A 21,582-nucleotide genomic window follows, 5' to 3' on the forward strand; every position below is an offset into this window, starting at 1 on the left:
TTCACGTGGAACATGCGGGGCCGAACTACGGCACGACGGCCGTCATGGCGCGAGCGAGCAGTTCGTCGATCGTGGTGGCGGTGTCGTCGATGTCGGCGGCACTCCACGCGGCGAGGGCGGCGTCCGCGCAGGACAGCGCCGAGGAGATCAACGCGTGCGGACGTGGATCCGTTCGATCGTCCGGGTCGATCCCGAGCCTGCGGGAGACCTCGGGACGCAGGAGCGGGGACCAGTGTGCGTGTTTGGCGAGGTGGGTGGCGGCCAGCGACGGAGCGCTGTCCATGAGGGCCATCAGCCGGCGGGTCCGCGCTGGGTCCGCGCCGTACGTGCGGCTGAGTGCTCCGAGCGCGTACCCGAGTGACCGCCACACCGGTTCGTCGTCGGGACGTTCCCGGAGCGCCTCGAGCAGTTCCGTCCCGATGGCATCGACGTCGCCGAGCAGTGCGTCGTCCTTCGAGGCGAAGTAGCGGAAGAAGGTCGCGCGCGAGATCTCTGCTGCCGCGCAGATCTGCTCGACGGTGGCGGCGTCGTACCCGGATTCCACACACAGGTCGAGGGCGATCTGGGAGATCTGGGCACGCATGGCCCGTCTCGCACGCTCCCGCGCCCCACCTTGCCCGCCGTGCCGCACCATGACTCGACGTTACAACATGCCGAAGATGATACTGTGTCTCATAACAGAGACGACGTATCGTTGGAGTTGGCATGGGCGAGCAGAAGACCATCGTGATCACCGGCGCGAGCGACGGGATCGGAGCCGCGGCCGCCCGACGGCTCAGCCACGACGGTCAGCGGGTCGTCGTTGTCGGCCGCTCACCCGAGAGGACCTCCGCCGTGGCGCAGGAGATCGGCGCCGAGCACTTCGTCGCGGACTTCACCGAGCTCGATCAGGTCCGCTCGCTCGCCGAGGCGTTGAAGGCGGCTTGTCCCCGCATCGACGTGCTCGCCAACAATGCGGGTGGGGTCTTCGGTGACCCGACGAAGACCGTCGACGGGTTCGAGCGCACGTTCCAGATCAACCATCTGGCGCCCTTCCTGTTGACCCGGCTACTGATGGACACGCTCGTCGACTCCCACGCGAGCGTCATCCAAACCTCGAGCACCCTGCGTCCCGCGCGGACGATCGATCTCGACGACCTCAATCACGACAAGAACTTCAGTCCGGTCCGCGCCTACACGGCCGCGAAGCTCGAGAACGTCTTGTTCACCACGGAACTGCAGCGGCGGTTCGGCGGCAAGGGGATCTCGGCGGCGGCCTGCTACCCCGGCAACGTCGCCACCAGTTTCGGCGCACAGTCCGAGAGCAGGCTCATGCGCTTCATCACCACCAACCCGATCTCGCGGCGTCTGATGCTCATCAGCCCGGACCGCGGTGCCGACACGCTCGTGTGGCTCTCGTCAGCGACGCCGGGTCGCGACTGGGAGCCGGGGCGGTACTTCTACAAGCGCACGCCGACCAAGCCGGGCAACGCCCAAGCGCTCGACGCCGACCTGGCCCGGCGGTTCTGGGATCGTTCGGAGGAACTGCTCGGCCTCTGACAGGTCGGCCGGACGCCCGGCCCGACACCGAACTCCCGAAGCGGCCCACCGGATGCAGTGGGCCGCTTCTTCTGCGCCCGTGGCTCGCCGTGGTTTCACGTGGAACGTGCCGGCTGATCGACAGGCGTCTGCGGGCCGTTTCACGTGGAACATGCGACGGGAAGCGAGCGAGTCGCTCTCACGGGAGCCGAGGGGCGGCGGCGGGTCGGGCGCGAGGTTCCACGTGAAACACGGGGCCGCCGATGACAGCCCAACCGCGGGTGTCGTTCCCCGTGAAACGGGGATCCGGCGACCCTCCCGCTTCCCTCCCCGCGCGGCCGGCCGGCCGCGCGTCGCTCGCTCTCGGCGCGTGCGCGTTTCACGTGAAACGGTGCGTGGACTTGTCCACATCTTCGGTCTGTCTACGCGGTGCGGCGCCGAGTTCGTGGACAATCGAAGCGGGCCGTTTCACGTGAAACTGCGAGCCCGTGACACCGGTGAGGAGATGAGTAGTGGGTCTGGACGGACTCGAGTCCACCACCCCGGCGGCGGCGATCGCCGTGTTCGGAGATCACGTCGACCGCGCGGAGCGGTTCGTGGCGATGCTGCGGGAGGACGGTGTCCGGCGCGGGCTGATCGGACCCCGGGAACTGGACCGCCTGTGGGACCGGCACGTCCTCAACTCGGCAGTTCTGGGTGAAGAGGTTCCACGTGAAACATCGGTCGTCGATGTGGGGTCCGGAGCGGGCCTTCCTGGAGTACCGTTGGCGATCAGTCGCCCCGACCTCGATATCGTTCTCCTCGAACCCATGGCACGTCGCGTGGAGTGGCTCGAGGAAGTCGTGGAGGAGCTCGATCTCGACGGTGTCACCGTTGTCCGGGGGCGTGCGGAGGAGAAGTCCGTACGCAAGCAACTCGAACCCGCGGACGTGGTGACGGCACGTGCCGTCGCTCCCCTGGCCCGCCTCGCCGGCTGGTGCCTGCCGTTGGTGCACGAGTCCGGGACCTTGGTGGCACTCAAGGGAGCCAGCGCGGCCGAGGAGATCGAACGCGACCGCGCGGCGGTCGCGAAAGTCGGAGGCGGCGAGCCACGCATCGCGCAGTGCGGCGCGGACATCCTCGACATCCCCACGACGGTCGTCGTGGTCGAGCGGGTGGCGCGACAGAAATCGGGTTCGCAGCGGAAGCGGTCGACGAAGAAGGGTCAACGGAGCGCATGACGAGCAGGACTGAGCAAGGCATGTTCCACGTGAAACAGAGCGGGCACGGGCGCGCTTCTGAGAAGGGAGAGGCTCGGTGACGACACCAGCTGACCAGACCCAGACCGGCGGCTCCACCCCGATCGGTGAGGAAGCGCTGCGTGCCGCACGCGTGCTGCACCCCGACGACAACTTCATGCCCCGCCCCAGTAAGCGCCGCATCCTCACCGTCGCCAACCAGAAGGGCGGCGTCGGCAAGACGACGAGCACGGTGAACCTCGCGGCCGGCCTCGCGCTGCACGGCGTGAAGACCCTCGTGATCGACCTCGACCCGCAGGGGAACGCGAGCACCGCGGTCGACGTGGACCACCGCTCCGGCACGCCGTCGGTGTACGAGATGCTCATCGGCGAGGTCTCGGTCGTCGATGCGGCGCAGGTGAGCTCGCAGAGCGAGAACCTGCTGTGCGTGCCCGCAACGATCGACCTCGCCGGTGCCGAGATCGAACTCGTCTCGATGCAGTCCCGGGAGTCGCGGCTCAAGGAGGCGCTGTCGGAGGAGGTGCTCGAGCAGCTCGACGTCGACTACGTCTTCATCGACTGCCCGCCCTCGCTCGGCCTGCTCACGGTGAACGCGCTCGTGGCCGCGCACGAGGTGCTGATCCCGATCCAGTGCGAGTACTACGCGCTCGAAGGGCTCGGCCAGCTGCTGAGCAACATCGAGCTCGTGCAGAAGCACCTGAACCGCACGCTGTCGGTGTCGACCATTCTGCTGACGATGTACGACGGCCGGACCAAGCTGGCCGATCAGGTCACGCAGGAGGTGCAGAATCACTTCGGGGAGGTCGTCCTGAAGACGATCATCCCGCGCAGTGTGAAGGTCTCGGAGGCCCCGGGATACGGCCAGACGGTCCTGGCCTTCGATCCCGGTTCACGTGGCGCCATGAGCTACCTGGACGCCGCTCGCGAACTCGCCGAACGTGGCGTGGAGGGGAAGTAGGACATGACCGAACGCAGAGGCGGCCTCGGCCGCGGCCTGGCAGCGCTGATCCCGACGGGACCGGTCGAGGAGGAGGGCAGCAACGGCAACGCGAGCAACGCGACCGTCGCCGAGGCGCCCTCCGTGCCGATCCCCGATGTCACAGCGGTCACGTCGAAGGGTGCCGACGACAGTGGATGGTTCGCCGCCAACGGCGCCATCGACGGCACCCCCACGGTCAGCGGTCAGGTCGCCGGCGCGGTCTATCGCGAGGTTCCGATCGAGTCGATCGAGCGGAACCCCAAGCAGCCACGCCAGGTCTTCGACGAGGAAGCCCTGGCCGAGCTGGAGCACTCGATCCGCGAGTTCGGCCTCATGCAGCCGATCGTCGTGCGCGTGCTCGCCGACGACAAGCTCGAACTCGTCATGGGCGAGCGCCGGCTGCGCGCCTCGCAGCGGGCCGGTCTCGAGCACATCCCGGCGATCGTGCGGCAGACGACCGACGACGCGATGCTGCGGGATGCGCTCCTGGAGAACATTCACCGCGTGCAGCTGAACCCGCTCGAGGAGGCAGCGGCGTATCAGCAGCTGCTCGAGGAGTTCGACGTGACGCACGACGAGCTCGCCTCGCGGATCGGGCGCAGCCGTCCGGTCATCACCAACACGATCCGCCTGCTCCGTCTCCCCCTGCCCGTGCAGCGGCGCGTCGCGGCGGGCGTGCTGTCGGCGGGTCACGCGCGGGCGTTGTTGTCGCTCGAGGACGCCGACGCGCAGGAGGAGCTGGCCGGTCGGATCGTGTCCGAGGGGTTGTCGGTCCGCGCGACCGAGGAGGCGGTGACCCTCCACAAGAACGGTCCGAAGAAGAAGGAGCGCAAGCAGGCCCGTAAGCCGATGGAGGCCCCCGGCCTCCAGGAGTTGGCGACGCGGTTGTCGGACAGCTTCGACACCAAGGTGAAGGTCGACCTCGGCCGCCGGAAGGGCCGGATCGTCGTGGAGTTCGGGTCGGTGGACGACCTCGAGCGCATCGTCGGCCTGATGGATCCGAAAAAGGGCAAACCGGACACGTAACGGAACGTCCCGTCACACCGGGTCATTCCGTCACGGTGACGATTACCCGTGGTGATCCAGCGTCGCGGAGTGTAGGCAGAGAAAAGGCCGCCCGAGCGAACCTCGCTCGGGCGGCCTTTTCTCGTGTCCGGGGTCAGTCGGCCCGGGCGGTGGCGCGTTCGACGAGCTCGCCGAACACCGCGCCGAGCGAGGTGCCGGCGGCCTCGAGCGCCATCGGCACCGTCGAGGTCTCGGTGAGTCCGGGCGAGCAGTTCACCTCGAGGAAGTGGACGCTCCCGTCGGCGGCGACGATCGCGTCGGTGCGGGAGATGTCGCGCAGGCCGAGCAGTCGGTGTGCGCCGACGGCCAGCTCCCCCACCGCCTTCTCGGCGTCGGCCTCGAGCCGGGCGGGCGTGAAGAAGTCGGTCAGCCCGGCGGTGTAGCGCGCCGTGTAGTCGTAGATCCCGCTCTCCGGCACGATCTCCACCGCAGGCAGGGCGCGGGGCCCGTCGGCACCCTCGACGACCGTGACGGCCACCTCGGTGCCCTCGATGTACTGCTCCGCGAGGACGGTGTCGCCGTAGGCGAAGCAGCCGACCATCGCGGCGGGCAGATCGGCGGCGTCGCGGACGACCTGCGCGCCGAGCGCCGAGCCGCCCTGGTCGGGCTTGAGGATCAGCGGCAGCCCGAGGCGTTCGACCATCGCGTCGAGCACCGTCTGCGCGCCCAGCTCGCGGAACGTGCTGTGCGGCAACACGATCCAGTCCGGCGTGCCGAACTCGCGCCGGCGACGAGCGCCTTGGCGATCGGCTTGTCCCATGCGCGTCGGCAGCCCTGCGAGTGCGTGCCGACGAACGGGATGGAGAACATCTCGAGCACGGTCTGCACCGAGCCGTTCTCGCCCTCCCCGCCGTGCAGCGCGACGACGGCCGCGTCGGGGCGTTCGTCGCGCAACCGGGCGATGAGGCCGGCGTCGGTGTCCCACTCCTGCACCGTCAGACCCGCGTCGCGCAGTGCGACCGACAGGCGCCTGCCGGAGCGCAACGAGACGTCCCGTTCGTGGGACAGTCCGCCCGCGAGGACGGCGACAGTGCGTTCGGCCTTACCTTCGGCCACCCGAAACTCCTTGGGACTGCGAGAGAAAACTGGAGACGTCGGCCCGCGGGCGACGTCGGATCAGGCCGTGTCGGGGCCCGGCGTCTGCGGGCCGGACACGCGCGCGTGGTCACGCTACCGAACGTCCGCATCAAGTCCATTTCGGACTCGAGTACGCCGGCGAGTCGGCGCACACCCTCGCGGATCCGTTCGGGTGTCGGGTAGCAGTACGACAGGCGCATCTGCCTGCTGCCCAGGCCGTCGGCGTAGAACCCGGTGCCGGAGGCGTAGGCGACGCGGGCGGTGACGGCGCGGGCCAGCATCGCCTTCGCGTCGACGCCCTCGGGCACGGTGAGCCACACGTAGAACCCGCCGTCGGGGTGGGTCCAGCTGCAGCCGGCGGGCATGTACTGCTCGAGCGCGCCGATCATGGCGTCGCGGCGTTCGCGGTAGTTCTCGCGGAAGGTCTTGATCTGCCCCTTCCAGTCGTGCGTGGCGAGGTACTTCGACACGACGAGCTGGTTGAGCGTCGGCGGGCACAGCGTGGCCGATTCGGAGGCCAGGACGAGCTTCTCGCGCACGGCGTGCGGGGCGAGCACCCAGCCGACACGCAGACCGGAGGCGAACGTCTTGGAGAACGAGCCGAGGTACACGACGTTGTCGGGGTCCATCGACCGCAGCGCCGGGTAGGTCTGGCCGTCGAAGGCGAGCAGGCCGTACGGGTTGTCCTCGAGGACGAGCACGTCGTACTGCCGGCAGATCTCGAGGATCTCCGCGCGGCGGTCGACGGCGAGCGTCACGCCGGCCGGGTTGTGGAAGTTCGGGATCGTGTAGAGGAACTTGACCCGCTTGCCGGCCTTCTCGCACTCGGCGAGGGCGGCGCGCAGGTTGTCGGGCACGAGGCCGTCGTCGTCCATGGCGACGTGCACGACCTCGGCCTGGTAGGCGGCGAACGAGCCGAGCGCGCCGACGTACGACGGTCCCTCGGCGAGCACGACGTCGCCCGGGTCGCAGAACAGCCGCGTGACCATGTCCAGCGCCATCTGCGAGCGACGGTGACGACGACGTCGTCGGGGTGGCCGGTGATGCCCTCCATCGCCATGACGTCGCAGATCTGCTCGCGCAGCTCGGCACGCCGTGCGCGGAGCCGTACTGCAGCGCCGTGAGCCCCTCCTCGGCGACCAGTTCGCCCATCTGCTGCGACAGGGAGTCGAGCGGCAGCGCCGTGAGGTTGGGCATTCCGCCGGCGAGCGAGACCACCTCGGGCCTGCTGGCCACGGCGAAGAGCGCACGGATCTCCGAGGCCGTCATCCCGGCGGTCCGGGCCGCGTACCGGTCGACGTGCGGGTCGAGGTTCGTGCGGCTCCCCGGTTCGGTGCCGGGTCTGTGCTCTGGGAGCTGGTCTTCGCTCATGAGATACTTCCGTCTGCTTCGAGGAAAGCGTTCGGCGGCTGGACAACTACCGGCAGGCAGTTATCCGAGTGTAACGGGCACCCCGGTGCCCCTCCCGCCGTTGGCGCGCTTCTCACATCGGCATATGCTTGCCGGTGTTACCGGTTGCCGGTTCGAGGATGCTCGCCGGCGCGCCGCACTCAGCCTGGGAGGTTCGGTGTCACGTCAGATCGTGGGCGTCACGCTGGACAACCTGGAGGAGTTGCCGCTGCACTGCCGGCGTTGCGTGTTCTGGGAGCTGGCGCCGCATCTGCGGGAGCAGGCCGAGGAGTACGGCGAGACCGAGGTCGAGAAGGAGGCCTGGGTCTCGGGTGTGCTGCTCGAATGGGGTTCGTGCGGGCGCATCGTCTACAGCGGCAAGGTGCCGGTGGGGTTCGCGTTGTACGCCCCGCCCAGCGCCGTCCCCCGCGCGGACGCGTTCCCGACGTCGCCGGCCAGTCCGGATGCCGTGTTGCTGACGGCGTTCCACGTCGTGCCGGAGTTCCGCGGCGGCGGGCTCGGGCGGATGCTCGTGCAGGCGGTGGCGAAGGACCTCACGCGGCGCGGGGTGAAGGCGATCGAGGCGTTCGGCGACGCCGAGCCCGGCACCGCCGACAACGACACCGACGGCACCGGTCGGGGCGAGGAGCATGCGTGCGTCGTGCCCGCGCCGTTCCTACAGGGTGTGGGGTTCAAGACGGTCCGCCCGCATCCGCGGTGGCCGCGGCTGCGTCTGGAGCTGCGTTCGTCGATCACGTGGAAGGAAGACGTCGAGGCGGCGCTGGAGAAGCTGCTCGGCGAGGTCACGATGACCACCGCGACGTCGTCCAGCACCCGCGTCTGATCCGGGATGTTCTAGACAGAGTTATCCACAGAAGTGTGCACAACTCATAGGGTTGTCCACAGTTTTGGTGCTGCTTGTGCACAGTTGTCCCCTTCGACAGTCGCGTTCCGTCGAAGGGGTGACACTGCGCGTGACAGGGCCGCGTGTCGAGGCCGGCGGTTCGTCGGCGGTGACTACTCGACTGCCTACTCGGCCTTGGCGAGTTCGTGGGCGAGCACGTCGGCGAACGTGAACGTGCCGGTCGGCTGGTCGCCCTCGCCGAGCAGGTACAGCCGTTTCACGGCGATGAGGATGCCCTCGGCGACGACGTCGCGGAACGCCGGGTCGGACAGCCGCAGCCGGTCCTGCTCGTTGGTCAGGTAGCCGATCTCGACGCGCACCGCGGGGCAACGGGTGCGGGTGAAGATGTCCCACGTCTTGGGGTGGGTGCGGCAGTCGAGCAGCCCGGTGCGGGCGGCCAGCTCGCGCTGGATGTACCCGGCGAGCAGCTCCCCGACGGTGGACGTGGTGCCGTTGCCGGTGCCGAAGTGGAAGCTCGCGACGCCCTGGGCGTGCGGCGAGGCGTTGCCGTCGCAGTGCAGCGACAGGAACAGGTCGGCGCCCGCGTCGTTGGCGAACTGGGCGCGGTCGACCTCGGACGGGCCCTGCGCGGGGCCCGCGAGATGAGCGCCTCCATGCCGGTGGCCTTCATGCGGCCCTCGAGCCGACGTGCGAGGTCCCAGGCGATGTCGCGTTCGACGACGCCCCCGACGTGCACGCCGGCATCGTCGCCGCCGTGCCCGGGGTCGATGACGATGCGCTTGCCACGCAGCCGCGGTCCCGCCTGCCGCACCTGCTCCTGCTCGCGCAGGAACACCGGGCGGCCACCGCGGGCACGCGGGGAGAGCTGGCGCAGCGCCCGCACGGTCGAGGCACCGCAGATGCCGTCGACGGTGAGCCCGTAGTCGCGTTGGAAGTTCTTCAGGCCACGTTCGGTCTGGGCTCCGAAGTGCCCGTCGGGGCGGCCGGCGTTGTAGCCGAGCTCGGTGAGGCGCTCCTGCAGCGAGAAGACGTCGTCACCGTGGACGGGTGCGGAGATCAGATAGGCCAGCGGTCGGCTGCCTAGGTGGTAGCAGGATCCGCGGAGCGCGCGATACGTCGCCGCGCCGACCACGCCGTCCGTGATCAGCCCACGGCGCTGCTGGAACGCGCGCACCGCGTGCTCGACGTGGTGGTCGAACACCGCGTCGGCACCGTCGGGGTGGCCGTGGGAACCGTTCGCGCGTGCGAACCGCCCGGGCCGTGGGAGCCGTTGGTCGCGATCGCGCCGCTTGCGCTTGGGAGCAGGTCCAGACTCGTGAGCATGGACCTGATCTCGGCGACGTCCGCTCCGGTGTCGCCGCGGCGGAGTACCCGCATGCACTCCTCGCTCTGCGTTGGGCATCGGATCGAACGGGCCTGCCATCACCCGATCCGGTGCTTGTGCTGTGTAAACCAATTGCAGGGCGCCGGGGGCCCTGCGCCCGTCTATTGTGCCTTGTGCCCACCGACGCGAGCGCGAAGGCCCGTCTCACGCCGCGTTCACAGGGGAGACGAGCAGGTCCACCCGTCATGACGCGGAAGATCGACTCGGTTCGGCTGAGTAATCGCCCGCGCCGAGCCGAGCATGACATACGACGAGCCCGGGGCGCGGAGTCCGCGCCCCGGGCTCGTCGCCACGTGGTTCGCCGGACGGCTCAGAGCACGTCCGCGAGGTCGTCCAGCAGGGCCGCCTTGGGCTTGGCGCCGGTGATCTGCTTCACCGGCTGGCCGTTCTGGAACAGGATCAGCGTCGGGATCGACATGACCTTGTAGTCGCGGGCGGTGCCCGGGTTCTCGTCGATGTCCAGCTTGGCGATCTGGATCTTGTCCTTGTGCTCGCTGGCGATCTCCTCGAGCACCGGGGCGATCATCTTGCAGGGGCCGCACCAGGTGGCCCAGAAGTCGACGAGCACGGGCTTGTCGTTGGCGAGGACGTCGTCGCCGAAGCTGGAGTCGGTGACCTTGACGGTGTCGGTCATGGTTCCTCTTTCTTCTCGTGAGTCCTGGGTCGGGAACGTCAGTTGGCCGCGGTGGCGTAGCCGCCGCCGACGAGCTCGGGCGTCTGGGCGGCCTCGTCGACCTGTGCGTGTTCGGCGAGCCAGCGTTCGGCGTCGATGGCCGCGGTGCAGCCGCTGCCGGCCGCCGTGATCGCCTGCTGATAGGTGTGGTCCACGAGGTCGCCCGCGGCGAACACGCCGTCGACGTTCGTGTAGGAGCTGCGGCCCTGGGTGAGCACGTAGCCCGATTCGTCGACGTCGACCTGGCCGTGGAACAGCTCGTTCCGCGGGTCGTGGCCGATGGCGACGAAGAATCCGGTCACATCCAGCGTCGACTCCTCGCCGGTGACGGTGTCGGCGACCTTCAGACCGCTCACGGTCTCGTCGCCGAGCACCTCGGTGACCTGCGAGTTGAGCTGCCAGCGGATCTTCTCGTTCTGCTGGGCGCGCTCGAGCATGATCTTGGAGGCGCGGAAGTCCTCGCGGCGGTGGACGATCGTGACGGTCTTGGCGAACTTCGTCAGGAAGGTCGCCTCCTCCATCGCGGAGTCGCCGCCGCCGACGACGGCGATGTCGTGCTCACGGAAGAAGAACCCGTCGCACGTGGCGCAGGACGACACGCCGTGGCCGAGCAGCTTCTGCTCGCCGGGCACGCCCAGGTAGCGGGGCGCGGCGCCGGTGGCCAGGATGACGGCGCGGGCGGCGTAGCGCGTGCCGTTGGCGGTGACGTACTTGATGTCACCGGTGAGCTCGAGCTTCTCGACGTCCTCGGTGCGCAGGTCGGCGCCGAACGTCTTGGCCTGCTCGCGCATCTCCTCCATGAGCTCGGGGCCCTGGATGCCGGACCGGAAGCCCGGGTAGTTCTCCACCTCGGTGGTGGTCATCAATGCGCCACCGAACTGGGAGCCCTCGAACACCAGCGGCTCGAGTTGCGCACGGGCCGCGTACACGGCGGCCGTGTATCCCGCGGGACCCGACCCGACGATGATCAGGTTCCGAACGTCCTCTGCAGCCACTGCTTTCCTCCGCTTCGATAACGCCTGACACCAGGTCCAACAGCATCGTAGGTGTGGGTGTTCCCGAAACGTGTCGGCGCCCGCCTGTGACCCCCTGCACCCGCGTGTCGCACGGCGAAAGGCCGCCGGCTCCGGTGGGAGTCGGCGGCCTTTCGGTGCTGGTCAGTGCGCTGGTCGGCGGCCCCGCGGCAGGCGGGTCAGCCTCGGCCGACGAGTTCGTCGAGGACCGGCTGCGGGCCGCAGTCGGGGCTGACGGCGACCATGCGGAACTGGGCGAGTTCGCCGGTGGTGTAGAGCGCCATGACCGCTTCCTCGCCGTCGATGGTGACCGGGCGGACCCCCACGGGCTGACGGTCCGTGTCGATGCCCGCCTGCGCGACGCACTCGTCGAGCTGTTCCTTCGTACCGAGCGGGCCGAAGTCGCGCACGTTGCTGACGTCGCCGACGGCGGCCGACAGTTCGCCCTGGTCGTTGCTGAGCGTCAACGGCCCGGCACCGTCCGAGCCGTCCGCGCCGCCTGCCGGCTCCGAGGCCTCCTCGGTCGGTGCGGGCTGGGCCACTCCCGGGGTCGCGTCGTCGACGCCGAGCGTCGGCACCACGATCGCCACCGCCGCGACGACCGCCGCGGCGCCGGCGAGCAGTCCCGCCGCGATGCCGGCCTGCTTCTTCCGCCTGCTGCGTGCCCGGTCGAGGCCCACGACGTTCGTGGTCCCCTGCGACTCGCGGGCGCGCTGCTCGTCGGCGATCGCCGCGTCGAGCCGCGCCGCGACGTGCGCGGGCATCGGTTCCACCGGCTCGTCGGCGAGCGAGCCCAGGTCGGCCTGTGCGGCCTCCAGCGCCTCGATGATCGCCCGAGCCTCGGGGTCGGCGTGCACACGAGGCCACAGCGCGGCTGCTTCGCTCTCGCTCAGCACGCCGGCGTGCAGGTCGGAGAGCACGTCGACAGACAGAGCCGTCTCGTCCTGGCCCTTGAATTCGCCGCTCATCGTCGTCCCTCCCCGTGTTTGCTTTCGTAAGTTGGGACGTCGCCCTCGTCGGTCGGGTTCCGTAGATGACCGAGAAGTTTCGCGAGTTTCGTGCGACCTCGAGCACACCGGCTCTTGACGGTGCCCTCGGCGATACCGAGCATCTCGGCGGTCTCGGACACCGAGTACCCCTCGACGTCGACGAGCACGATCGGGGCGCGCTGGTCCTCGGGAAGCTGGTCGAGGGCCTCCTTGATGACCAGTCGCGTCTCCCGTTCGCCCATCGAGTCGCGGGGCACGGCGGGTTCCTGCGGGCCCTGTTCGTCGAGGGGGACGGTCGGGCGGGCCTGCTTGCGCCGGATCCGGTCGAGGCAGGCGTTCACCACGATGCGGTGCAGCCACGTCGTCACCTGGGACTCGGCGCGGAAGTTCGAGGCGGCGCGGAAGGCGGAGATGAACGCGTCCTGCAGGGCGTCGGCTGCTTCCTCCGGATCCCGGACGGTGCGCAGGGCGACGGCCCACATGCGGTCTCGATGTCGGCGGACGAGCTCGTTGAACGCATGCGGATCGCCGGCGGCGTGCGCCTTGATCAGATCCGCATCCGTCGGCTCGGCGGTGGGCGCTGTCACCCGGAAGAGATTACTAAGACCGGGCAGTCCGTACCCGATCGGATCGCCGCGTTCCCCGTGTCTGTCGCCGTCAGCCCGCGGACAGGAACCTGAGCTCGCCGAACTCGGAGTAGAACTCCGGTTCCTCGCCGCCCAGCCGGCTGATCCACACGATCACGTACTGGGTCTGGGGCGGCTGGTCGAGCTGGACCTCGTTGACGACCTCGCCCATCGTCGCCTCGCCCACGACCTGCGTGGCGTCGAGCGGGACGTCGGGTGCGCTGGCCGTGCGGACCTCGACCTCGGTGCCCGGGCTGTCACCGATGACGCGCACCGCGGACAGGTCGACCGGCTCGTCGAACGTCGCGACGAGGCCGACGCCGGTCTTCAGCGCCGGCAGCTGCTGCTGGTACGTGTCGGTGCGCCAGATGGTGGTGGGATCGCCGTCGATGGCCAGCGGCGCGGTGCCCGGGCTGTCGGGCGAGCCCTCGGGGCTGTAGACGTCGATGCTCGACGGGGCGACCGGCGGGCCTGCCTGCTGGCCCGCCCCGTCGGCGCCGTCGGCGCCATTGCCGCCGCCGCCCGGTTGGCCCTCCTGCTGGGTGGGTGTCGGGTCGGCGAGGTTGACGTCGGGTCCGCCGGTGTCGGCGTCGTCCTGGAAGAAGCTGATGGCCATCATGCCGAGCCAGGCCAGGACGCCGACGGCGGCGCACACGAGCACGGTGACGCCGAGGGCGAGCTTGCGCCGGCGCGCCTTGTCGGTGGTCGGTTTCTTGGTGGTCCAGACCGTGCCGTCGGACTCGGCGGGTTGGGCGGGCTGCTTGGCGCGTTCGGCGGCCTCGGCGGCGTGGTCGAGGGCGCGCAGGATCGCGGCGGAGGTGCGGATGCCGCCGTGGTCGCCGTCCTCGATGGTGCGCACCGACAGCGCGGACAGTTCCTGCGGCACGCGGGGCTGCAGCGATTTGGCGGGCACGATGCGTCCGGTCGGCGACTTCGGCGCGGGCGCCAGCGCGGGCGGTCCGCCCGGCAGCGCCCACCGGCCGGTGAGCAGCAGGTACAGCACCGAGCCGAGGGCCTTGACGTCGTCGCGCAGTGTCGCGTCGGGCAGCGGGCCGGGGAACGCGAGGCGCAGCCTGCCGTCGGGCGTCAGGCGTAGCCGCTGCGGGTGGTCGATGCCGAGCACGAGGCCCGACTGGTGCGCCTGGTCGACGGATTCGGCCAGCGCGCGCACCATGCGGGCGGCGGCGCCGGGTTCGACGGGCCGTTCGGCGACCAGGTCGATCAGGTCGGTGCCCTTGGTCCACTCGGCGACGACGATGCCGAGCAGACCCTCGCTCGAGGAGATCCCGCTGCCGAGGCTGAGCACGTCGAGCACGCGGGCGACACCGGGGTGCTCGAACGTGGCCGCGTGCGCGGCGCGTTCGAGGGTGCGCCTGCCGAGCAGGGCCGCCTCGGGGTCGGCCGGGTCGCCGACGAGCATCGTCAGGGCGACGTCGCGGCGCAGCTGGCCGTCCCGTGCGCGCCACAGGTGGGCGCCCGCCCGCTCGTCGATGCCGAACTGCGCGAGCAGCCGGTATCGGCCGTCGCCGACGACTCCGCCGGGCGCCAGCGCACCCCGCTGCGCTCTCGTGCCCATCCGGCCTGACCCCCTCTTGCGGTTCCGACTCCGGTGATCTCTAGATGAGGGTACGTGAACACGCGCCGCGAGCGGCTCATCTAACCGCGTCGGACCAACCGGGTGACACGGCGAGTGACGGGGGCCAGTTCATCCACCTTGAGTGCCATCAGCACCCCGAACGAGACCCCCATGCCGACAATGCCCTGCAGGATCAGCTTCACCCAGGCCCCGCCGACCGTGCCCAGGAAGTCCGGCACGAGCCAACCGGCGACGACGGCGGCCAGCGCGCCGAGCAGGCTGGCCACGACCGTGAACAGGATGACGCCCACCACGCGCTTGCTGCGCAGGTTGCCGAGCTTGACCCACAGCCACACCTGGCCGAGGACGGCGCCGACGACGAACACGAGCGAGTTGACCATCATCACGCCGAGCACGACCTGCGTGGGCGTGAGCACGGCCTGCGCCAGATACAGCAGCGGGATCTTCACCGCCGTCATCACGACCATGATCAGCGTGGGTGTGCGCGAGTCCTTCATCGCGTAGAACACGCGCATCTGCAGCATCACCAGCGCGTACGGCAGCAGGCCGAACGCGCTGACCGCAAGCGCTTGCCCCAGGCGTTCGGCATCCTCGACCGAACCGCGGCCGAGCGCGAACAGGGCGACACCGATCGACGTGCCGGCCACGGCCATGACCGCCGACACCGGCAGCAGCATCAGCGTCGTCAGCCGCGAGCCGTAGGACAGGTCGCCGATGAGCCTGCGGTCGTCGCCGTCGGCGGCGGCGCGGCTCATCTTCGGCATGAGCGCGGTCAGCAGCGACACGCCGATGACGCCGTAGGGCAGCTGGAACAGCAGCCACGCGTTCGAGTAGATCGACGCACCACCGGCGGCGCCCGCGGTGAGCACGCGGGTGTTGACGACCATGCCGATCTGGCTGACCACGACGTAGCCGAGGATCCACGCGGCCAGGCCGCCGAACTCCTTGAGCCGCTCGTCGAGGCCGAAGTTCCACTTGAACCTGAAGCCCGACCGGCGCAGCGCGGGCAACAGGAACAGCGCCTGCGCCGTCATGGCCGACAGCACGCCCAGGCCCAGCACGAGCACCTGCGGGTCGGTCATGTTCGACGGCACGATCGTCGGATCGCCCGGCACGAGCGCGAACGCGATGATCGCGACGATGATCACCAGGTTGTTGACCACCGGCGCCCACTGGGCGGGGCCGAAGATCTGCTTGGCGTTCAGCACGGCCGACAGCACCGCGAACAGGCCGTAGAACAGCAGCCCCGGCAGCAGCAGGTAGGCGAACCACGTCGCGAGCTCGGAGTTCGCGTCGCCCGAGTCGTCCATCAGCAGCGACGTCAGCCACGGCGCCGCGGCGGTCGAGAGCACGGTGCCGACGCCGAGGATCGTGATCGCCATCGTGATCAGCCGCTGGGTGTAGCGCTCACCGCCGTCGGGGTCGTCCTGCGAGCGCACGAGAAGCGGCACGACGACGCTGGTGAGCACACCGCCGAGCAGCAGCTCGTTGATGATCAGCGGCATCGTGTTGGCGACGGTGAACGAGTCGTAGAGCACGCCGAGCGTGGCCACCCACGCCAGCAGCACCTTCCACAGGAAGCCGGTGATGCGGCTCGTCATGGTCGCGATGGCCATCCGGCCCGTGGCCTTGGCCAGCGAGACCTTCTTGGCCGACGGCTTCTCCTGCGGCTCCTCGACGCCGACGGCCGGGATGCGCTCGCCGATCTCGGTGTGCCGCGGACCGTCGAGGATCCGCGGCATCATCTGCGTCGCGAGCTCGTCGTACGGGCCCTGCACGTCCGGGTCGATGCCCGGCCAGCGCGCCGACCGACGCGGGATGTACACCGTCGCGTCCGGCTCCTGCGGCGGAGCGGGCGGCGGCGGGGTCACCGAGCGCGCCTGCTCGGGCGCCGGGCGTTCCTCGCGGCTCCAGGGGCGCACGGGCGCGCGCCGCTGGGTCCGCTCCTCGCCGCGGCGGGGCGGCTTGCGGCGCGGATCCGGCGGCAGCGGTTCGTCCTGCGGCGGCCAGCGGTCACCCGGCGCGGGTGGCGGCGGCTGCGGCGGGAGCTGTTGTGGTCCGGACGATTGCCGCGGTGCCCGCGGCGGCGGTTCCTGCCCGGGCGGTCCGGGAGGCGGTCCGGCAGGAGGAGGTCCCTGCGGGGAGCCCTGTGCCGGTCCGGGCGGGGGCGGTTGCCGGCGCGGCGGACGCTCGCCGCGCCCGCCGTCCGGCGGCCCGGGCCGTTCGGCCGCCGGACGTTCGGGCGGCGGGCCCTGCCTGCGCGGCGGTTGCTGGCCGGCAGGAGGCTGCCCCGGAGGCGGCTGGTGTCCCGGCGGCGGCCCGCCGGGCGACTGCTGCGGAGGCTGCGGAGGCTGCGGAGGCTGCGGAGGTTGGGACTGCGGAGCCTGCGGTGGACGCCGGTCCTGGCCACGTCCGTCGGGCGGGACCTGCCCGGGGTTGCGGCCGCGAGCTCGCGGGTCCGGTTCGGGCGCGCGGTGTCCGTTCCTGCGGGCCTCGTCGGGCGTCGCAGGAGGGACCTCCGGTGTGGGGTGTGGTGGTCGCGGCCGGCGAGGGGGACGGGGCGCCCGCTGGGGACGCTGGGTCTGTGGCGGCTGCGCGCGTGGCGGCTCGCCGTCGGGGCGTTCGCGCTGGTCGGCGGCGCGCCGGGACAGTTCTCCGCCCGGGTCGTCGGCGTCCGGCCACGGGACTGGGTCGTCCCCGGCGCCTTCCCCCTGACGGTCTGCTGGCCCCCCTGGCCTTGCCGGTCCGCCCGGCCTCCCCTCGTGTTCGGGTGGCCGGCCCGGCTGTCTGTCCAACGCGTGCCCCATCAACTCGGCGTCAAGCTCGGTCGATTCAGGGTAATGCGCGGCGCGGGAAAACTCAGGTCGCCTCGGCGGCAGAGCCGTTCTCGTCACTCCTGCGCCGCACGCGGCGGACGATCCGTCGGCCCGACAGCAGCACGAGCGCCACGCCGGCGACGATGGTGATGACGAGGGTCACGGTCGAAAGTTCGGTCGAGGAGAGCTCGAGTTCGGCCGGTTCGCCCAGGGGCGTGCCCTGTGGGGTCGTCAGGTTGACGGTGATCTTGAACCGGCCCGAGCGCAGCGTCTCGGCGGGCACCTGGGGGCTGATGGTGCTGTTGGCCGACAGCGTCTGGATCGGGATGTGCGCGGGCCGCAGTCCGGCGATGTTCTCCAGCTGCAGGCGCACGCGGATCTCTACGGGCAGGTCGTTGCGGACGCTCACCGGCAGCGGTGCCGACTCCGAACCCCGCAGCACCGGCTGGGCCAATGTGGCCACGGTGACGTGGCTGGTGAGCTCGTCGAGCTGGTCGTCGGCCTGCGCGGCGGCGGCCAGGCCGTGGCGCGGCCGGTCGTGCCACGTCACCGACGTCGCGCGGATGACGGCGTTGTGCAGCGGCTGCAGCAGCTGGGCTGGCGTGACCTGCCTGGTCGGGTCGACGCTCATCGCGCGCGCGAGGCCGGCGGTGGTCGCCTCGGTGGCCGACAGCGAGTCGACCCGCCCGGCGTCGAGGGCGGCCGCGGTCGTCTCGGCCTCCGAAGGGCGCGTCGGGGTGGCGCCGTTGACGGGTTCGGCGAGGACGTCGTCGAGGGCCGTCGGCGCGAGCATCCGCGCGCGGATCAGCTCGGAGTAGGAGTCGAGGAACGCGGTGAGGTCGACGGACGTGCCGGTCAACTGCGGCGGCGGGGACACCACGACCGGTCCCGGCGGCTGCTCGCCGAGCCCGCCGCGGAACGCCAGGGCGGCGATGCCGTTCTGGGTGGCCACGTCCGGATCGTCGACGGCGGTGCGGTTGTTGCTCGTGGCCGGCGTGCCGGCGAGCGCGTCCGCGACCAGCGGGTCGTAGGTGATGCGGCGCGCCGCGGCGGCGCTGTCGATGTCGGAGACCCGGCCGATGTCCTCGACCGCGGCGTCGGCGCGCACGGGCGGGGTGAGGAACGTGTGCGCCCCGGCCGACGTCGCGGCGTGCAGCGCCTCGTCGGTCAGCGAACCGCCCGTCCACACGACGCCCTCACGCGGTTCGACGCCCGTGCGCTCGGTGATCGACCGGCCGTTCAGCGCCATCCCGACCAGGCCCGCGTCGCTGTCGACCCTGGCGAGCGTGCCCAGGTCGCGTCGGCGTAGGGCATCCGCACGACGCAGTGCGCCGACACCAGCGTGCGCAGCCGGTCGAGCCAGCGCTGGGCGTGCTCGGCGCCGCCGCCCGGCACGTCGCCGCGGTCGGTGCGGACGCGGTAGCCGCCCGCCATCTGCTCGACCGTGCCGAGCAGTTCGGGGTCGATCGCGAAGCACATCGACCGGAACAGGGCCGCGTCCTCCTGCTTGGCCAGCGCCGATTCGACGAGCGCGTCGAGCCGGCCGCCCGGGGCCACGGCGTTGGCGAGGCCGTCGTCGGCGAGCACGATCGTGTCGTCGTGCGGGTCCGACACCACCGCGGGGCGTTCGGCGGTCAACGGCCACAGCAGCGACGTGCGGGCGGGCGGCACGCCGCTCGGCGGGTCGATGACCGGCAGCATCATGTTCATCGACGCCAGCCGTGCGGGTCCGCCGTAGGCGGGCGTGCCGTTGACGTTCACCAGCAGCGGGTACACCCCGGGCGTGCCGAGCGGCAGCTGCGCGGCGGGGACGTCGAACTCGACGCGCGTCGACTGTCCCGGCCTGAGCGAGTCGGCCAGCGTGATCCACTCCGACATGCCCGCGTCGGTGGGCGGCGGTTCGCTCGTCACCGAGTGGAACTGCGCCGACGACTGCACCGGCTGGCCGATCTGCAGCCGCGCGACGACCTCGGAGATCTCGCGGTCGCCGGTGTTGGTGACGGTGCCGCTCACCCGGATCCGGCCCTCCGGGCCGCCCGCGGTGAGCAAGCGCGGTTCGAACTCCTCGACGTCGAGGGTCAGCAGGTCGGGCTCGCTGAGCTGCTGTTCGGGCTGCGGTTCGTACTGCCCTGGTTGCTGAGCCGGGTGAGGTTGCGCGCCGGCGGGCGCGTGCGCGAAGAGCCCCTGCGTGAGGAGGAAGGCCAACGCCAGCGCGAACGCGCTGAACCTGCTCACTGCTCGCCGCCTCCGTACCTCGTGTCGAACAAGCACCTAGTCGAACAACTCTCGTGCCTTGCGCACGAGCTTGCGCTCATCGGTGTAGGCGAGCCGTGAGTCCAGTTCCCCGAGCGGAACCCACGCCACTTCGGTGACTTCGACGTCCTCGTCCGACAGCTCGCCGCCGACCGCTTCGAGGAGGAAATGATGCACCGTCTTGTGGATGCGTCTGCGCTCGGCCACGAACCAGTAGTCGATGGAGCCGAGCGGGCGGACGACCTCGGCGACGATGCCCGTCTCCTCCCGAACCTCGCGCACGGCAGTGTCCTCGACGGTCTCACCGTCCTCGATGTGGCCCTTCGGCAGGGACCACAGCAGACGCCCGTGCCGGTTCAGTCTGCCGATGAGCGCGGCGTGCGTGCGCGCGGGATCGACGACGAGACCTCCTGCGGACGTCTCGTTGACGGTCGTCATCCGCCGCCGGTGCCTCCGCCGCGACCGGCGTCGCGGTGTGGCGTCACCGGGCCGGCCGGCCGATCCAGGCATGCTGCGATGCTAGATCACCGGGCGGCCCCGGTAGGCTGGCTTGCTGTGTCCGTGTTGAATCGATTCCCCCGTCGGGGCGCTGTCGCGGAGGTCGCCCAGGCGTGAATCAGACCGCCGTGAATCCCACCGGAGCCCAGCTGAAGGCCAGGGCCGAGGCGCAACGCAACGCCGTGGCCGAGCTGTTGCGGGTCTCCCCCGTGGCCGACGACCTCGCCAAGCGATTCGCCGAGGCGGGGCATTCGCTGTACCTCGTCGGCGGAAGCGTGCGGGACGCGTTGCTGGGGCGCCTGTCGTCGGACCTCGACTTCACGACCGACGCGCGCCCCGAGGCGATCCAGAAGCTGGTGTCCGGGTGGGCCGAGGCCGTGTGGGACACGGGCATCGAGTTCGGCACGGTCGGCGCGGCCAAGGGCGGCGTGCAGCTGGAGATCACCACGTTCCGCGCCGACGTCTACGACCGCGTCAGCCGCAACCCCGACGTCTCGTTCGGCGACACGATCGAGGGCGACCTGGTGCGCCGCGACTTCACGGTGAACGCGATGGCCATCGAGTTGGCCACGAAGACGTTCGTCGACCCGCACGGCGGCATGGACGCCCTCGCCGCGCGCACCCTCGACACGCCGGCCACGCCGGAGGAGTCGTTCGCCGACGATCCGCTGCGGATGCTGCGCGCGGCCCGGTTCACCGCGCAGCTGGACTTCACGCCCGCCGACCGGGTCGTCGCGGCGATGCGGGACATGGCAGGCGAACTGGAACGCATCACCGCCGAGCGCGTGCAGGCGGAGCTGTCGAAGCTGATGGTCAGCGCGGCGGTCCGGCGCGGCCTCGAGCTGATGGTCGACACCGGGCTGGCCGACATCGTGCTGCCCGAGGTTCCCGGCATGAGCCTGGCGATGGACGAACACCACCAGCACAAGGACGTCTACCAGCATTCGCTGACGGTGCTGGACCAGGCGATCGACCTGGAGACCACGCACGAGCCGACGTCCGAGCCCGACCTGGTGTTGCGGTTGGCGGCGCTGCTGCACGACATCGGCAAACCGGCGACGCGCAAGTTCGAACCGGGTGGGGGCGTCAGCTTCCACCACCACGAGGTCGTGGGCGCGAAGATGGCGCGCAAGCGGTTGCGGGCGTTGCGGTACCCGAAGGACGTCGTGGCCGACGTGTCGCAGCTGGTGTACCTGCACCTGCGGTTCCACGGCTACGGCAAGGGCGAGTGGACCGACTCGGCGGTGCGGCGGTACGTCAACGACGCGGGTCCGCTGCTGACGCGCCTGCACAAACTGGTGCGCGCCGACTGCACGACCCGCAACCGCCGCAAGGCCGCCGCGCTGCAACGCACCTACGACGACCTCGAGGCGCGCATCGCGCGGATCGCCGAGGAGGAGGACCTCAAGCGCGTCCGACCCGACCTCGACGGCAACGAGATCATGCGCATCCTGGGCGTCGAACCGGGCCCGATCGTCGGCAAGGCGTGGAAGCACCTCAAGGAACTGCGCCTCGACCGCGGCCCCCTCGACCACGACGAGGCCGTCGCCGAACTCCACCGCTGGGCCGCCACCCAAGGCATCACCCCGCCGGAGTAAGCGG

At 70.6% G+C, this 21,582-nt stretch carries 16 protein-coding genes and 3 pseudogenes; 6 read left to right on the top strand and 13 right to left on the bottom strand.

Annotated features, from left to right (window positions below; genetic code table 11):
* Positions 1-25: 25 nt before the first annotated feature.
* Positions 26-583: a TetR family transcriptional regulator gene (locus BJF85_RS21355; RefSeq protein ID WP_075849805.1), complete on the bottom strand. Its 558-nt coding sequence runs from the start codon at positions 581-583 to the stop codon at positions 26-28.
* A 122-nt stretch (positions 584-705) separates the two neighbouring features.
* On the opposite strand from BJF85_RS21355, the gene BJF85_RS21360 reads away from it, so the two are divergent.
* From BJF85_RS21360 to BJF85_RS21375, 4 genes are all read left to right on the top strand, one after another.
* The gene (locus BJF85_RS21360) at positions 706-1,539 is read left to right on the top strand and encodes an SDR family NAD(P)-dependent oxidoreductase (RefSeq protein WP_075849806.1); all 834 of its coding nucleotides are present in this window, start codon (positions 706-708) and stop codon (positions 1,537-1,539) included.
* Positions 1,540-2,030: 491 nt separating this feature from the next.
* Positions 2,031-2,738: a 16S rRNA (guanine(527)-N(7))-methyltransferase RsmG gene (rsmG, locus tag BJF85_RS21365; protein WP_075849807.1), complete on the top strand. Its 708-nt coding sequence runs from the start codon at positions 2,031-2,033 to the stop codon at positions 2,736-2,738.
* 76 nt (positions 2,739-2,814) lie between these two features.
* Positions 2,815-3,714, top strand: a complete 900-nt coding sequence (locus BJF85_RS21370; protein ID WP_075849808.1) for a ParA family protein — start codon at positions 2,815-2,817, stop codon at positions 3,712-3,714.
* Between the two features lie 3 nt (positions 3,715-3,717).
* Positions 3,718-4,761, top strand: a complete 1,044-nt coding sequence (locus BJF85_RS21375) for a ParB/RepB/Spo0J family partition protein (protein WP_075849809.1) — start codon at positions 3,718-3,720, stop codon at positions 4,759-4,761.
* A 133-nt stretch (positions 4,762-4,894) separates the two neighbouring features.
* Here BJF85_RS21375 and BJF85_RS21380 read toward each other — a convergent pair.
* Both BJF85_RS21380 and BJF85_RS21385 read right to left on the bottom strand, forming a co-directional pair.
* Positions 4,895-5,856 (bottom strand): annotated as a pseudogene (locus BJF85_RS21380) (D-alanine--D-alanine ligase).
* Positions 5,857-5,916: 60 nt separating this feature from the next.
* A pseudogene (locus BJF85_RS21385) lies at positions 5,917-7,248 on the bottom strand (PLP-dependent aminotransferase family protein).
* Between the two features lie 196 nt (positions 7,249-7,444).
* On the opposite strand from BJF85_RS21385, the gene BJF85_RS21390 reads away from it, so the two are divergent.
* On the top strand, positions 7,445-8,110 hold the full coding sequence (locus BJF85_RS21390; protein ID WP_075849810.1) for a GNAT family N-acetyltransferase: 666 nt from the start codon (positions 7,445-7,447) through the stop codon (positions 8,108-8,110).
* Positions 8,111-8,295: 185 nt separating this feature from the next.
* Here the strand turns inward: BJF85_RS21390 and BJF85_RS21395 are convergent.
* The 10 genes and pseudogenes from BJF85_RS21395 to BJF85_RS21435 form a co-directional block, all read right to left on the bottom strand.
* Positions 8,296-9,508 (bottom strand): annotated as a pseudogene (locus BJF85_RS21395) (N-acetylmuramoyl-L-alanine amidase).
* A gap of 317 nt (positions 9,509-9,825) precedes the next feature.
* Positions 9,826-10,191 carry a thioredoxin gene (gene trxA / locus BJF85_RS21400; protein ID WP_369822261.1) on the bottom strand — a complete coding sequence of 122 codons (366 nt, stop codon included), beginning with the start codon at positions 10,189-10,191 and terminating at the stop codon, positions 9,826-9,828.
* Complete coding sequence (gene trxB, locus BJF85_RS21405; RefSeq protein WP_075849812.1) at positions 10,188-11,183, bottom strand: thioredoxin-disulfide reductase; 996 nt, start codon at positions 11,181-11,183, stop codon at positions 10,188-10,190. The genes trxA and trxB overlap by 4 nt, the downstream gene beginning before the upstream one ends.
* Before the next feature lie 197 nt (positions 11,184-11,380).
* Positions 11,381-12,169: a hypothetical protein gene (locus BJF85_RS21410; RefSeq protein WP_075849813.1), complete on the bottom strand. Its 789-nt coding sequence runs from the start codon at positions 12,167-12,169 to the stop codon at positions 11,381-11,383.
* Positions 12,166-12,777 (bottom strand): RNA polymerase sigma factor SigM, encoded by a 612-nt coding sequence (gene sigM / locus BJF85_RS21415; protein WP_075849814.1) that lies wholly within the window; start codon positions 12,775-12,777, stop codon positions 12,166-12,168. Before sigM ends, BJF85_RS21410 begins: the two co-directional genes overlap by 4 nt.
* Positions 12,778-12,847: 70 nt before the next feature.
* Complete coding sequence (locus tag BJF85_RS21420) at positions 12,848-14,392, bottom strand: protein kinase family protein (protein WP_075849815.1); 1,545 nt, start codon at positions 14,390-14,392, stop codon at positions 12,848-12,850.
* An 80-nt stretch (positions 14,393-14,472) separates the two neighbouring features.
* Complete coding sequence (murJ, locus tag BJF85_RS21425; protein WP_083666607.1) at positions 14,473-16,335, bottom strand: murein biosynthesis integral membrane protein MurJ; 1,863 nt, start codon at positions 16,333-16,335, stop codon at positions 14,473-14,475.
* A gap of 937 nt (positions 16,336-17,272) precedes the next feature.
* Positions 17,273-18,478: a DUF6049 family protein gene (locus BJF85_RS26820; RefSeq protein ID WP_083666608.1), complete on the bottom strand. Its 1,206-nt coding sequence runs from the start codon at positions 18,476-18,478 to the stop codon at positions 17,273-17,275.
* Positions 18,469-19,464: a DUF6049 family protein gene (locus BJF85_RS26825; RefSeq protein WP_083666609.1), complete on the bottom strand. Its 996-nt coding sequence runs from the start codon at positions 19,462-19,464 to the stop codon at positions 18,469-18,471. The genes BJF85_RS26820 and BJF85_RS26825 overlap by 10 nt, the downstream gene beginning before the upstream one ends.
* 36 nt (positions 19,465-19,500) lie before the next feature.
* On the bottom strand, positions 19,501-19,992 hold the full coding sequence (locus BJF85_RS21435) for an NUDIX hydrolase (protein ID WP_075849816.1): 492 nt from the start codon (positions 19,990-19,992) through the stop codon (positions 19,501-19,503).
* A 101-nt stretch (positions 19,993-20,093) separates the two neighbouring features.
* On the opposite strand from BJF85_RS21435, the gene BJF85_RS21440 reads away from it, so the two are divergent.
* A complete protein-coding gene (locus tag BJF85_RS21440; protein WP_075849817.1) occupies positions 20,094-21,578 on the top strand; it encodes a CCA tRNA nucleotidyltransferase in 1,485 nt (494 codons plus the stop codon).
* The last annotated feature ends 4 nt before the right edge of the window (positions 21,579-21,582 follow it).

This window comes from Saccharomonospora sp. CUA-673 (assembly GCF_001942305.1).
GTDB lineage: Bacteria > Actinomycetota > Actinomycetes > Mycobacteriales > Pseudonocardiaceae > Prauserella.